The 13016-nt window shown below is 55.2% G+C and carries 14 protein-coding genes; 6 read left to right on the forward strand and 8 right to left on the reverse strand.

Going from position 1 to position 13016, the window contains the following annotated elements; translation table 11 throughout:
• Positions 1-26: 26 nt before the first annotated feature.
• The gene (locus tag ACQKLP_RS14190; RefSeq protein ID WP_427323399.1) at positions 27-758 is read right to left on the reverse strand and encodes a hypothetical protein; all 732 of its coding nucleotides are present in this window, start codon (positions 756-758) and stop codon (positions 27-29) included.
• A gap of 234 nt (positions 759-992) precedes the next feature.
• Between ACQKLP_RS14190 and ACQKLP_RS14195 the strand changes: the two genes are divergently transcribed.
• Positions 993-1634, forward strand: a complete 642-nt coding sequence (locus ACQKLP_RS14195; RefSeq protein WP_427323400.1) for a response regulator — start codon at positions 993-995, stop codon at positions 1632-1634.
• 82 nt (positions 1635-1716) lie between these two features.
• On the opposite strand, the gene ACQKLP_RS14200 is transcribed toward ACQKLP_RS14195, so the two are convergent.
• The 5 genes from ACQKLP_RS14200 to ACQKLP_RS14220 form a co-directional block, all read right to left on the reverse strand.
• Positions 1717-3036, reverse strand: a complete 1320-nt coding sequence (locus tag ACQKLP_RS14200; protein WP_427323401.1) for a DUF3472 domain-containing protein — start codon at positions 3034-3036, stop codon at positions 1717-1719.
• 192 nt (positions 3037-3228) lie between these two features.
• Entirely contained in the window at positions 3229-3609 is a 381-nt protein-coding gene (locus ACQKLP_RS14205; protein ID WP_427323402.1) for a DoxX family protein, read from the reverse strand.
• Positions 3610-3646: 37 nt separating this feature from the next.
• Positions 3647-4240 (reverse strand): YdeI/OmpD-associated family protein, encoded by a 594-nt coding sequence (locus ACQKLP_RS14210; protein WP_427323403.1) that lies wholly within the window; start codon positions 4238-4240, stop codon positions 3647-3649.
• Between the two features lie 6 nt (positions 4241-4246).
• Positions 4247-4714, reverse strand: a complete 468-nt coding sequence (locus tag ACQKLP_RS14215; RefSeq protein ID WP_427323404.1) for an SRPBCC family protein — start codon at positions 4712-4714, stop codon at positions 4247-4249.
• Between the two features lie 6 nt (positions 4715-4720).
• Complete coding sequence (locus tag ACQKLP_RS14220) at positions 4721-5044, reverse strand: metalloregulator ArsR/SmtB family transcription factor (RefSeq protein ID WP_341839678.1); 324 nt, start codon at positions 5042-5044, stop codon at positions 4721-4723.
• Positions 5045-5334: 290 nt separating this feature from the next.
• Here ACQKLP_RS14220 and katG point away from each other — a divergent pair, with 290 nt between their 5' ends.
• From katG to ACQKLP_RS14235, 3 genes are all read left to right on the forward strand, one after another.
• Complete coding sequence (gene katG / locus ACQKLP_RS14225; RefSeq protein WP_427323405.1) at positions 5335-7611, forward strand: catalase/peroxidase HPI; 2277 nt, start codon at positions 5335-5337, stop codon at positions 7609-7611.
• A 142-nt stretch (positions 7612-7753) separates the two neighbouring features.
• Positions 7754-8884: an acyltransferase family protein gene (locus ACQKLP_RS14230; protein ID WP_427323406.1), complete on the forward strand. Its 1131-nt coding sequence runs from the start codon at positions 7754-7756 to the stop codon at positions 8882-8884.
• 30 nt (positions 8885-8914) lie between these two features.
• Positions 8915-9886, forward strand: coding sequence for an ADP-ribosylglycohydrolase family protein (locus ACQKLP_RS14235; protein WP_427323407.1), 972 nt, complete (start codon positions 8915-8917; stop codon positions 9884-9886).
• 40 nt (positions 9887-9926) lie between these two features.
• On the opposite strand, the gene ACQKLP_RS14240 is transcribed toward ACQKLP_RS14235, so the two are convergent.
• Positions 9927-10277, reverse strand: a complete 351-nt coding sequence (locus ACQKLP_RS14240; RefSeq protein WP_427323408.1) for a hypothetical protein — start codon at positions 10275-10277, stop codon at positions 9927-9929.
• 149 nt (positions 10278-10426) lie between these two features.
• Positions 10427-11689, reverse strand: a complete 1263-nt coding sequence (locus ACQKLP_RS14245) for a hypothetical protein (RefSeq protein WP_427323409.1) — start codon at positions 11687-11689, stop codon at positions 10427-10429.
• A 228-nt stretch (positions 11690-11917) separates the two neighbouring features.
• Between ACQKLP_RS14245 and ACQKLP_RS14250 the strand changes: the two genes are divergently transcribed.
• On the forward strand, positions 11918-12352 hold the full coding sequence (locus ACQKLP_RS14250; RefSeq protein ID WP_427323410.1) for an RrF2 family transcriptional regulator: 435 nt from the start codon (positions 11918-11920) through the stop codon (positions 12350-12352).
• A 218-nt stretch (positions 12353-12570) separates the two neighbouring features.
• Positions 12571-13011, forward strand: a complete 441-nt coding sequence (locus ACQKLP_RS14255) for a c-type cytochrome (RefSeq protein ID WP_427323411.1) — start codon at positions 12571-12573, stop codon at positions 13009-13011.
• Positions 13012-13016: the final 5 nt, after the last annotated feature.

Raw genomic sequence — 13016 nt, forward strand, 5'->3', positions numbered from 1 at the left:
TATGATGGGATGGATGGAAGATCCGGTTACCGGAGGCTTGTGCCGACGAGGGCCGCCAATCCGGCGATATCCGTTTTCCGGATGAAAAAATCCGCCACATCGGGCGCAGCCCGGAACTTGATCTCGACATTGTGCAGCGTAAACGCCCCTCCGCCCGTCAATATCCCGTTGGCCGATACGGTGCCCGACTGCCCGTCGAGCTTATCCGTCGCGGGTTTTGCAAATTTGCCGAGGAGGAGCATGGTCGCGGCCTCGCAGGAAGCGCCCGCCGGCACGCGAACAGCGGCCGTGGTAGCGGGGTATGTGGGAAAGGAGGGCTTCCCGGAACAAAATCCCAATGCGCTGTAATTCGAATTCACGATCATCACGATCCGGCATTGCGCCTCGGCGGATATCCGCTCCATTTGCCTGACCAGTTCTTCGGCCCGCTCGGGCGCGGTAACGACGAGCTGCGCCACGGAATCCAGCCGGGCTTTTACGGTTTCGGGGTTAAGGACGAAGGTGATTTCGTAGACGTAGGAATAAGGGCCTTTATCTTCGGCCCATGTTTTATCCGGCTGAAACCCGGAATCGTCGGTCGTTTCAGCGGAAATCTCCCAACCGTTGCCGGGCGTGTGGGGGATGGCTTTCCTTACAACTGCGTCCGCTTTCTTCCAGAAACGGTCTTCGCCGGCGGTACGCGGGCGCAGCTCTTGGGCAAACCCTGCGAGCGGTGCAAGGCTCAGGAGGCCGGCGATAAAAAAGGTAATTTTCTGCATGGGGCTCATGGTTTCGTGAGGAGCCGCTCCGTTCGTTTGTCGGGGATACGGCACCATAGATCCGGATGCAAAGGAACCCCGAAACCCGCCGCCGGGCTACCGTGCGGCAACGTAAATATTAATCTACGTAAAACACTTACTTTTAATGGGCCGAATCCCGTTAATTTTGCCCCGAAATCAGCCCCGATGAACATCCCTGATCTCAAAACATCCGCTGTCCATAAATAAATTTGCATGTCCAATAGCATAAACATCGCCATTGCAGACGACCATCTCATCGTCGTGAACGGATTACGGGCCATGCTGGCCACGCGCCCCGGTTTTCAGATACTGTTCCAGGCGCAGGACGGCGATTCGCTATGGGAGCAGCTGCAGACCCGCCAGCCGGATGTGTTGCTGCTGGACATCCAGATGCCCGGCCTCTCCGGCCCCGAGCTTTGCCGTAAAATCCACAAGCAGTTCCCCGACATCCGGATAGTGGTGCTCACCAGCCACGATACGCCCGCTTATGTCAAACAAATGATCCGCAGCGGCGCGGCGGGTTACCTGGTCAAGAATTCGGGGATGGACGCGCTTTTTACCGCTATCGGCAAGGTGATGGAAGGAGAGAAATACATCGACGATTACATCCGCAACGGCCTTGTCCAGGAAGCCCTGGCCGAGCATCCCGTCAGCCGGTACGAAATCCCCCTCACCCGGCGCGAAAAGGACATCCTCCAGCTCATCGCCGAAGAACTGTCCAATCCCGAGATCGCCGCGCGCCTCTGTATCAGCCTCCGTACCGTGGAAACCCATCGCCAGAACATCATCCACAAACTGCGGGTCAAAAATACCGTGGGCCTCGTGAAAGAAGCCATCCGCCGCGGGCTCATCTGATCCAACATCCACATTACATGACATAAAAAATCCGCCCGGCACTCCCGGGCGGATATTCCCATGCTCCAACCGCATGCCCTGGTTATGGCAAGGTAGCGAGGTTGACGCTGGGCGCCACGCCGAGTGCAGGCCGCGTAAACGTGGAGCCATACGCGGTAGGTGTAGCGAAATAACCACCGTTCCGCAGGTAGAAACTGCCGCCGTCGAGCCCGCCGGCGTAATCGCGGCGCTGATCGTTGGTACCGGTCGCATCCGTCGTGAACCGGCCCTGCGTCAGCTCAACCCAGGTGCCCGCGGTATTGCGGACCCATTGGTTGTTGTACCGCACTTTCCGGCCGAGATAGCCGCGGGTATCGATGAAGTTTTCGAGGAAGGAATGCGCGCCGGTATAATACGTCACGGTGTTGGGGCGCTTCCAGGTGGCGATGAAGCGCCACGACGAAGTTTCGGGCGTATAAATCCACGACGAGAACAGCGAAGCGCCCGTTCCGTCGGGCTTGATCTGCGTCAGGAACCGGTATGTGGTACCTGCTGCCCAATTGAAGACCAAGTAGCTTTGTCCACCGGTGCCCTCGCCGCCGAACGTATTATCGACCACGTTAGGGCCTTTGCGCACGAGCGTGGTTTTGCCGGAACTGGGGTCCCAGACGGAAAACAGGACGCGGCGCTCGGTGGCGCTGTTGACCTGGATCCCGAAATAGCCTTGCGAGAAACCGTTGCTCATGAAATAGGAGCCTATTTTGTCTTCGCCGGAGGGGATGGTCATTTCGTTATAGAACCACTCGGCCGTGTTCCCCGCGGGGATCGTATAGCCCATGTGCACGGAAGGGCCGCGGCGGCTCCAGTAAAAATTGGCGGGATCGTTGGCGTACACGACGTCGCTGGCCGTGGATGCGCCGCTGATGATGATGTCTGATACATCGCCGAAGTAGCTGCCGGTTTTGGAAATCCCTTTCAGGTCCACCCGTACATATCCTGCTGCCGCGATGGTCACGGAACCGATGGAATGCGTGGCGTAGGAGGAACCGGTTATGGTTTTCGTGAAATTGTTACCGTTGACGGTCACCTGGATGGTACTGGAGCCCGAGGGCACTTTGGCGCGGATGGACACGTTCAGCGTGCCGGCTTGCGCGAGGCGGAACCAGGCGCTGGCGATGCTGCTGGCGCTCGTCCAGTTGCCGAGGCCGTTGCTGGTGATCACTTCCGCGCCGCCGGCCGCGAGGGTGGTCACATAGCCGTTGCCGGCGAGGGGGACGGAATAGGAAGAAGCGGGCGGGAGGGCGGACAGTGCTTGATCGGGTCTGGGGGCGGCGTCGGGCGTTCCGACTTTTTCCTTGCTGCAGGAGCAGAGCATTGCGCTCATCGCAAAGGCGCAACCACTCAACAGGAGCTTGATTTTCATGATTTTGGCAATTTTTTGGGTTTCGGATAAAGATGAGTGAAAACAAAAGAGTAGCCGGGTTACCGGTTGGAGCATCAACACGATAACAGGACAACGCCGGTGGTAAAAAGGGGCTATGGGGATGGGGGAACCGTAATAAAAAAAACGGCAACAGGAACTTCCCGTTGCCGCTTCATGCGTCAGGTTAAATGTTTATGCAACTGCCCGCACCCTGCGGCTCTCCGGCCGGAAGTACCACGAAATCACGGTAAGGATCAGCGCGAAAAGGGAAGGCGCAATCTGGGCGAAGCCATCGCCGGAAATCACATGCGAAATCACCGCGCCGGACATGGCGAAGAAAAAACCCGCGTACGCCCATTCCTTTACCACGGGGAAGCCGGGAACGAGCAGCGCCACAACGCCCAGGATTTTCCAGACGCCGAGGAGCGACACGAAGTAAGCGGGATATCCCAGGTGCATGATGCCCTGCACGGAGTCCTTATATTGGATCAATTGCATGATGCCGCCGGAGAGCATGCCCAAAGCCAGCCAGATGGTGGCGATCCAGTAAATGATTTTGCTGCTTTTTTTCATAGTAAGTGTGTGTGAGTGTGTGTTAGGAAAAGTTGGATCAATCGTCGAGCCCTTTGCCGTCCATGATTTGCGGGATATATTTTTCCACGCGGGCGGCGCGGGTTTTCGCCTGTTTGGCGGACGCGAAGTAGAGGAGGTATCCGCGCTGCCGGCCGGGCGTAAGTGATTCGAAAGCTTTGCGGAGCGCGGCGCTTTTGTTCAGCTTCACCTGGAATTCTTCCGCCACCGCGAACTCCGCGACTTTTTTGTACTGCGGCTCCAATCCCTGCGCTTCCACCTGGATGGCGTCGTGGACATAGTTGCGGATGACCGCTTTCAGTTTCTGGATATCTTTGGCACCGGTGAACCGGAGCTGCCGGCCCACCTGCACGTTTTCCGTCTGCTGCACCAGCAGGCCGTTCGGATCGGGGAGGAGGGAGCCCTTGAAGAATAGCAAGGCGCAATAATCCTTGAAACCGTGCATCAGTACCACGTTCACGTTCTGATACGTGTAACAGGGAACGCCCCATTTCAGCGTTTCGGTCAGCTGGCAATCGAGCAGAATGTCGCGCAGCGATTCGAAGGCTTCCTGCCATTTATCTTCACGGCCGATGAAGGCGTCTACTTTCGGATTGGTGACGATGTGTGCCATGATGGATTATTTAAGTTTGTTAACGACTTCCTGCAGTTTGTTGTGGGCCATATTGATGCCCTGGGCGAAGGGGAGTTTCAGCATCTGGTCGCGGTCGGCCACGGATTTATACACGATTTTCATGACCAGCCTGCTGGTGTCGGGGGAAAGCGATTCGAATTCGAAGAACTCCAGCTGCACGGGGAACGGGGTGTTCTCCATCTCGAACGTGCGGGTGATGCGCTGTTCCGGAACAAAGTCATGGATAACGCCGTTGGCCCTGAATACCACGTTGCCTTTGGGATCGCTGGTTTCGTATTGCCAGCCGCCGTGGGCGTGATTTTCCAGCTTGAGGACTTTTGTGCCCATCCATTGCTCCACGATCTCGGGGTCTTCATACGCTTTAAAGAGCAGTGCCAGCGGCAAATCGAATTCCCGGGTGATCACCAGTTCCTGTTTGCCTTCTTCGGCGGTGAGTTTGGTTTTTCGTTCCATAAGATACTATTTTTTAGGTTTATAGTTTTTCATGATCGCTTCAAGCTTGTTGAACCTGTCTTCCCATAACTGCCGGAACGGCTCGATGAAATCCGCGATCTCTTTCATTTTTTTCGGATTGAGGTGATAAATGACTTCCCGCCCGCTCTGCTCCGGCTCCAGCAACTCGCATTCGGTGAGTATGGCCAGGTGCTTGGAAACCGTGGGCCGCGCCGTGTCGAAATTGGCGGCGATGGCGCCGGCGGTCATGGACTGGGAGGCTACCAGCATCAGAATGGCCCTCCTTGTCGGGTCCGCGATAGCCTGAAAAACATCTCTTCTCAGATTCATAATGTAGCTATTTGACTACAAATATAAGCGTAGCTATATAACTACACAAATTTATTTTGCCATTTGGCTACATTTTTTTCTTCGACAAATGGAAAAGGTTGATAATGATGGATATAGTTCGTAGATTAAGGGATAGTTCGCCGCAAACCTGCCATAGGCCATCCAAATAGACTGTATCTATTCGATAATCGAATCAATCAATTTTCTTTATATTCATAAGCGGTTAATTTTACCACCGAACATCAACGTACCGGAAATTGTTTCTACTAATACGCAAAAAAAATTTACACATGGGGAAAGAATCAAATGACATTAGCAAGTGCCCGTTCCACAACGGCAGCATGAAACACAACGTTGGCGGTGGCGGCACCAAGAACCGCGACTGGTGGCCCAACCAGCTGAAGCTGAACATCCTGCGCCAGCATTCCCCGCTTTCCAACCCGCTGGGCGAAGACTTTAATTATGCCGAAGCCTTCAAATCCCTCGACCTGGAAGCGGTAAAAAAAGATCTCCATGCATTGATGACCGATTCACAATCGTGGTGGCCGGCAGACTTCGGGCATTACGGCCCCCTTTTCATCCGTATGGCCTGGCATAGCGCAGGCACCTACCGCGTGGGTGACGGCCGTGGCGGCGCCGGGTCCGGACAGCAACGCTTCGCCCCGCTCAATTCCTGGCCCGATAATGTGAGCCTCGATAAAGCCCGCAGGCTCCTGTGGCCCATCAAACAGAAATACGGCAACAAACTCTCCTGGGCCGACCTCCTCATCCTGACCGGCAACGTTGCCCTGGAATCCATGGGCTTTAAAACGTTCGGCTTCGCCGGCGGGCGGCAAGACCGTTGGGAAGCGGACGAAGACGTATACTGGGGCTCAGAGACCACCTGGCTCGGCGGCGATATCCGTTATGCGGACGGATCGCCCGGCGTAGTGGAAAACCATGGCGTGGTTTCATCTGACGACGACAAAGGACATATGCACAAATCCCGCAACCTGGAAAAACCCCTCGCTGCGGTGCAAATGGGCCTTATATATGTAAACCCCGAAGGGCCGGACGGCAATCCCGATCCCATCGCCGCGGCTAAAGACATCCGCGACACCTTCGGCAGAATGGCGATGAACGACGAAGAAACCGTAGCCCTCATCGCCGGCGGCCACAGCTTCGGTAAAACCCACGGCGCAGCGCCCGCCACACACGTCGGCGCGGAACCGGAAGCGGCAGACCTCGCGCAGCAGGGCCTCGGCTGGCACAACTCCTTCGGCTCCGGTAAAGGTGCAGACACCATTACCAGCGGCCTGGAAGTGACCTGGACCACCACACCTACAAAATGGAGCAACAACTTCTTCGAAAACCTCTTCGCATTCGAATGGGAACTCACCAAGAGCCCGGCCGGCGCGCATCAGTGGGTCGCCAAAAACGCGGGAGACATTATCCCCGATGCGTACGACAGCGGTAAGAAACATAAACCCACCATGCTCACGACCGACCTGTCGCTCCGCTTCGACCCCATCTACGAGAAGATCTCCCGCAAATTCCTCGAAAACCCCGATGCCTTCGCAGACGCATTCGCCCGTGCATGGTTCAAGCTCACGCACCGCGACATGGGCCCGCGTTCCCGCTACCTCGGGGCAGACGTTCCGGCAGAAGAGCTCATCTGGCAGGATCCCATCCCGGCGGTCGACCATCCGCTGATCGACGAAAAAGACATCGCCGACCTCAAAGCGCAGGTACTCGCCAGCGGCCTCAGTGTATCCGAGCTCGTTAGCACGGCCTGGGCTTCAGCTTCCACTTTCCGCGGCTCAGACAAGCGCGGCGGCGCCAACGGCGCGCGCATCCGCCTCGCGCCCATGAAATTCTGGAACGTGAACAATCCGCCGCAACTGCAAAAAGTGCTGGGCAAACTGGAAGAAATCCAGCAAGCTTTCAACAGCGCACAGAAAAACGGCAAGAAAGTTTCCATCGCCGACCTGATCGTGCTCGCCGGTGCGGCAGGAGTGGAGAAAGCCGCCAAAGACGCGGGGAACGCCGTGAAAGTGCCGTTCACGCCCGGCAGGATGGATGCTTCGCAGGAGCAGACAGACGTGGAATCCGTAGGTTTCCTGGAACCCATCGCCGATGGTTTCCGGAACTACCGCAAGCCGCAATTCCCCGTTTCGACGGAAGAGCTGCTGATCGACAAAGCACAACTCCTCACGCTCTCCGCACCCGAGCTCACCGTGCTCGTTGGCGGGCTACGCGTGCTCGGCACCAACTTCGACGGATCGAACTACGGCGTATTTACCAGCAAACCCGGCCAGCTCACGAACGATTTCTTCGTGAACCTGCTCGATATGAACACGGCCTGGAAAGCGACGTCGGATGCCCGTGAGATCTACGAAGGTACGGACCGCGCTACCGGCAAACCGAAATGGAGCGCCACCCGCGCCGATCTCGTTTTCGGCTCCAATGCCGAGCTGCGCGCCATTGCGGAAGTCTACGGCAGTTCGGACGGACAGCAGAAATTCGTGAACGATTTCGTGGCGGCATGGAATAAAGTGATGAACCTCGACCGCTTCGATCTCAACTAAGGCAAACACATCCGATATATGAAAAGCAGTCTCCGCATGGAGGCTGCTTTTTTCTTGCCTCTTTGATATATTTTTCACCAAAACCCTCATAATCTTGTCCCATATTTCCGAATTAGCCGTGGGAAAGCTAATTTATGCGGACATGGAAACCAAAAATCTGCTACAATCGCGCCAGCACTTCGATGTACTGGATGGGCTGCGTGGCCTTGCCGCCATTTCGATCGTCATATTTCACCTGTACGAATTCATTACGCCCGACTATACGAAAAGCCCCATCGGGCACGGTTACCTGGCGGTGGATTTCTTCTTTTGCCTGTCGGGCTTCGTGATCGGGTATGCCTACGACGGCCGCGCACCGAAACTGGGCCTTACGACCTTCTTCCGCAACCGCCTCATCCGCCTGCATCCCATGGTGATCTGGGGCAGTGTCATCGGGCTGATCGGCTACATCTGGGACCCGTTCACCGGCGCCGCCAATATGGCCGAAGCCGGACTGGGCGCGGTGTTGCTGGCGTTTCTCTGTTCGTTGCTCATGTTACCGTACCCCTGGTTGCCCGGCAGGGCGGAGGGACTGTTCCCCTACAACACGCCGGCATGGTCGCTGCTGATGGAATATCTCATCAATATCTTTTACGGGCTTGTGCTGCTACGCCTGCCGAAACGCTCGCTGCTGGTATTGCTCGGTATTTCTGCGGTGTGGATCTGCGCTGTGGCGGCCTATCGCGGGTGGATCATCACCGGCTGGGACGCGCCCACGTTCCCGGATGGTTTTGCGCGGGTATTTTTCTCCTTCCTGGCGGGATTGACCGTTTACCGTTTCAACTGGACCATCCGCAACAAATGGAATTTCGCGGTGCTGGGGCTTTTGCTGATCGGCGTGTTTATATTCCCTCATTTCAATAACGACTGGATCGTTGAAATGGCGCTGGTGATGATCGTTTTCCCCTTGTTGCTGTCGCTCGGTGCAGGAGCCAGCGTGAATGGCTGGCTGCGTGGATTTTGCCGGTTCACGGGCCGGTTGTCTTATCCATTGTACATGACGCATATCTGGATGGTGTGGGGGTTCGGGAACTGGATGGCGAAGGCGAAGCCCGGGCAGCAGGAGATTTATGTGGTGGCGGCTTGTGTGTTTGTGGCCAGTCTGCTGATGGGGTACCTGGCGCTACGGTTGTATGATGAACCGTTGCGCAATTGGCTGATGCGGTTGAACAGGAAGAAATTCGAAGAAAGCCGGAGTGCTGCTGCGGAAAAGAACGGGGTGGCTGCATCGTGATAGATAAATTCTGATTATATTCCCTTTCTGATGCAACAACGGAATTTTGTAAAAGACGGGCTACTGGGGCTCGCAACAGGCGATGCGCTCGGCGTGCCGGTGGAGTTCAAGGACCGTGAATTCCTCCGCCAGCGGCCAGTTACGGAAATGAAAGGATACGGTAGCCATAACCAGCCGCCGGGCACCTGGTCAGACGACACGTCGCTCGCGTGCTGCCAGGCGGAGGCGTTGGTGGAAGGGATCAATCTGCAAAAGATGGCGGACAATTTCATCCGCTGGCGATATGAAAAGTGGTGGACGCCACATGGCAGTGTTTTTGACATCGGCATGGCTACCAACGAAGCCATTTACCGGCTGAAGACCGGTACGCCGCCCGAACTGGCAGGAGGGATGGAGGAAGACGATAACGGCAACGGTTCTCTCATGCGCATATTCCCTCTGGCTTTCCGCATCGGCCAAAAAGAGGAAAAGGAACGGTACCGGATAACAAGGCAGGTGTCGGCTATTACGCATGGGCACGTTCGTTCGGCGATCGCCTGTCATTACTTCCTGGAATTTGTGCGGTTGTTGATGGAAGGAAAGGAGAAGCTTGAGGTATTTAATGTGCTTCGCAAGAACTTTCCGGATTTCTTGAAAAGTATCTCCATCCATCCGAATGAAATCGCCCATTTCCATCGCCTGTTCGATTCATCGTTCCCATTACTGCCCGAATCGTCGATACACAGTGGCGGATATGTGGTCCACACACTGGAAGCGGCGATATGGTGCATCCTGGAAACCGGGAATTATTCCGAAGCCGTGTTGAAAGCAGTGAATTTAGGAAGTGATACGGATACTACCGGTGCGGTGGCCGGTGCGCTTGCGGGCGTTTTGTATGGCGCAGCCGATATTCCGGAAACATGGTTACAACAACTGGCGAAGCGGAATGATATCGAGGCGCTTGCAGACCGGCTGCACGACAGCGTTTTCGGCCAAGGAGATCCAGTTAAGGAGAAAACTTAACCAACTGAACTTTTGACTCACTGCAACTAGGCATTTCTGGCTATTCCGAAACCACTGCGGGCAGATATTCTCGCATCAACTTTGTCAGCATTTCATATTTCCCAAAAGGGAATTCGTTCGTTCTGCCTTTGGCATAATGCTTTTCCGACAGCAAATGATAAATTTTCTTCAGTTGGAGGAAGAGAATGGTAATCAGCTGTTTTTGCATGATTTGAAATGCCAGTTCTGTTTTTCCATTTTCAATATCGCTGATCTCTACGGCCAACAAATGCCGCGCGTTCATGATGCGGCTGAAATGGAGAACGATACCGCCAGGCTCACCGTGCCAATGCAGTGAACATTCATTTTCCTGTTTGATCAGCGCCGTAATCAGATCGGCAACGTCGTTCAAGGGATCGCTGAATACGCCGGAAACGTCGTAAGTATAGACATGCTGGTTATGGATGATAAGAAAGGTCGTCCAACCGTAGCTATGCAGCGTAATGGAAAAATCAACGTCGTCCATGGGTATCGGGCTATTCATTCCCCAAGATACCAGATTTATTGCTTTCCCCTACGGACAGGCAAATCCTGCAAACGGGCAACACGCATCCACCCCGCGTTCATCATCCCCAAACCTACGCTCATCAATACCGACACGCCCAGCAACGATTCGAAAATCCCCGGCAGCGGGAAGTACAGCAATCCGCCGATGCTTTGCGCGGCCAGGAGCAATTCGTTCAGCACCACACCGGCTGTGAACGCTACCGCGCCCGCCTGCACGTACCGGAAAACCGGCAACAAGCCCTCCGCCACCACAAGCCCCATCAAAAACAAACTGACCCCTACCAGCAAAACGAGGTGCAGATAAGTGATAACGATCGTCCGGGAGCCGAAAGCGATCGTGCTGAGGGTGGGATCGGCGGAAGCGAGCTGCAATATCATTTTGACCGTGAACGCCAATCCCGCTACGGCCAGCATGATGGCAGAAAGTTTCGATAATTGAGGAAGGAGTTGGCGCATCGACCTTAAAATCCCCCGCAACAGCAAACACCAGCCCAGCGCCTGCGCCACGGCGCTGATACCCGCAATCGCAATAGCGGCGGCAGGTAGCTTCAGCCAAAGCACCGATAATCCATACGCCGGCAAACAACTGCCCAAAAACAGTCTGAACATCAGCGTTTCCCCCGGCAGCGCGATGCCCCGCGCTTGGAGATAGCGAATGAACAAGCCCATACAAGCGAAGAAAAACCAGCCGTTGTATTGGAAATGGAGATACCAGTAAATGGAAGCCAGGTAAGCCTCCTGGTTGGCCGTGTGCGTGGCCATGAGCAAACTCAGGCAGGAAGTGCCGATGGCCGATAGCATATTCCATACCAGCGCAGCTTTCAGCCAACGGGCGCCCGCAAGCCCGGGAACCGCCTTCAATGCACGGAAATACGATACGGCAAACACGAAAGATAATACCACGGCCGCCGTGGAAAACAGTATCGACGCAAAGGCGTATCCCTGCAGCGTAAACATCACCAGCATCCCGTAGGCGCACGCCAGCCAGGCGATCAGCAGGCGGTGGAAAAGACGGCCGTATTTTCCCGGGACCGACACCGGGAGCGCACGCACCATCAACACCATCAGCAACAGGCTCACCCAGCCGCCGAACGCGAAGTGGGAGTGCGCATGCAGGAGGAATTTCTGGTTCAGTCCCGGTAACGAAAACACGATCTTGTACCGCATCAGCAATCCGAACAACGATACCACCAACAGGTTGAAGAGACTGATGCGGACCCAGTTCCCCGCACGCCGCTCACACATGATACTTTCCATAATTAACCGCCCGGCTTGTAAGTCTGAAGGGCCCTCAAATGTACCTCAAAAAAGAGTCGATTATCCTTAATTAACGTAAAATATCCCGCGGCATGACCACCGTCATTTCCCCCGAAAACCACCAGCAGCAAGCCTGATCGGGGAGATGATAAAAATCATGAAAGAAATAAGAGGATATATTTGTCCTTTATTATCCGGCCGATTATATTTGTGTCATAAATCTGCAAGATGCTATCAAGGGCATGCGAATACGGAATCAAGGCGGCGGTTTACCTCGCACAGCGGGCGAAGGCCAACGAGCTGTCGAGCGTGAAAGAAATCGCCACCGCCATCGGCTCACCCGTGGCATTCACCGCCAAAGTTCTGCAACAGCTGGTGAGGAGCGGGCTGATCAGCTCCGCGAAAGGGGTGAAGGGAGGCTTCTTCATCGACGAAGCCACGCTTCGGCACCTCAACCTCTGCAGGATCGTGTCGGCCATAGACGGCAACGGCATCACCGAAAACTGTATGCTGGGCCTGCGGGAATGCTCCGAGAAAAATCCATGCCCCGTGCATCATCAATATAAACACATCAAAGCCGACATCATCAGGATGCTGAACGATTCGCTGGTCGCCAACCTGACCATCGACGTGGAGCAAAAACTGTCGGTCCTCAAAATCTGATTCATTTACCTATATAAAGGACATTTATATCCTTTTTTTAGAACAAAATCAACCTGCCAGCATGTCGAAAAAGACCGGGCGGCGCCGGATTGGGATGGAGTGGGGATGGAGGCGCTGCCCCCTTTTGAGGGGAATGTAACTGTAGACATATAAACAAGACAAACATATCCGATTTCGGCAACGGCCCAAACCGTTTCATCAACACAAATCCACCACATATGCTAACAAAAAGCAGCGCCCGGATATTTTTCCTGGGCGGCACGATCGTCACGTTCGTGATATTCATCGGCTTGTCGTGGCACAGCCTCAGTAATGAGGTCCCGCAGAAAACCCATGAAGAAAACCTCACACCCGCGGTGGTTGCCGGCAAGCGCCTCTGGGAAAACAACAACTGCATGGGTTGCCACACCATCATGGGTGAAGGCGGCTATTACGCGCCGGAGCTCACCAAAGTGGTGGAACGCCGCGGCGAGCAATACATCAAAGCCGTACTGACGTCCAAAACGCCCTGGCAGCCCCGCGGCCGCAAGATGGTCGCCTACGGCTTCAGCGAGCAGGAAACGAAGGAACTGACCGCCTTCCTGAAATGGGTCGGTGAAACGGACCTCAACGGCTTCCCGCCCAAACCTACCTACAAATCATCCCTCAACACCAAATAACGCAC

Source organism: Chitinophaga sp. NPDC101104 (assembly GCF_050277495.1).
Lineage (GTDB): Bacteria > Bacteroidota > Bacteroidia > Chitinophagales > Chitinophagaceae > Chitinophaga.

Excerpts from the sequence above, each read along its gene's own strand:
- ACQKLP_RS14190 (WP_427323399.1), bottom strand. The coding sequence starts at position 758 with ATGCAGAAAATTACCTTTTTTATCGCCGGCCTCCTGAGCCTTGCACCG.
- ACQKLP_RS14195 (WP_427323400.1), top strand. The coding sequence starts at position 993 with ATGTCCAATAGCATAAACATCGCCATTGCAGACGACCATCTCATCGTC.
- ACQKLP_RS14200 (WP_427323401.1), bottom strand. The coding sequence starts at position 3,036 with ATGAAAATCAAGCTCCTGTTGAGTGGTTGCGCCTTTGCGATGAGCGCA.
- ACQKLP_RS14205 (WP_427323402.1), bottom strand. The coding sequence starts at position 3,609 with ATGAAAAAAAGCAGCAAAATCATTTACTGGATCGCCACCATCTGGCTG.
- ACQKLP_RS14210 (WP_427323403.1), bottom strand. The coding sequence starts at position 4,240 with ATGGCACACATCGTCACCAATCCGAAAGTAGACGCCTTCATCGGCCGT.
- ACQKLP_RS14215 (WP_427323404.1), bottom strand. The coding sequence starts at position 4,714 with ATGGAACGAAAAACCAAACTCACCGCCGAAGAAGGCAAACAGGAACTG.
- ACQKLP_RS14220 (WP_341839678.1), bottom strand. The coding sequence starts at position 5,044 with ATGAATCTGAGAAGAGATGTTTTTCAGGCTATCGCGGACCCGACAAGG.
- katG (WP_427323405.1), top strand. The coding sequence starts at position 5,335 with ATGGGGAAAGAATCAAATGACATTAGCAAGTGCCCGTTCCACAACGGC.
- ACQKLP_RS14230 (WP_427323406.1), top strand. The coding sequence starts at position 7,754 with ATGGAAACCAAAAATCTGCTACAATCGCGCCAGCACTTCGATGTACTG.
- ACQKLP_RS14235 (WP_427323407.1), top strand. The coding sequence starts at position 8,915 with ATGCAACAACGGAATTTTGTAAAAGACGGGCTACTGGGGCTCGCAACA.
- ACQKLP_RS14245 (WP_427323409.1), bottom strand. The coding sequence starts at position 11,689 with ATGGAAAGTATCATGTGTGAGCGGCGTGCGGGGAACTGGGTCCGCATC.
- ACQKLP_RS14250 (WP_427323410.1), top strand. The coding sequence starts at position 11,918 with ATGCTATCAAGGGCATGCGAATACGGAATCAAGGCGGCGGTTTACCTC.
- ACQKLP_RS14255 (WP_427323411.1), top strand. The coding sequence starts at position 12,571 with ATGCTAACAAAAAGCAGCGCCCGGATATTTTTCCTGGGCGGCACGATC.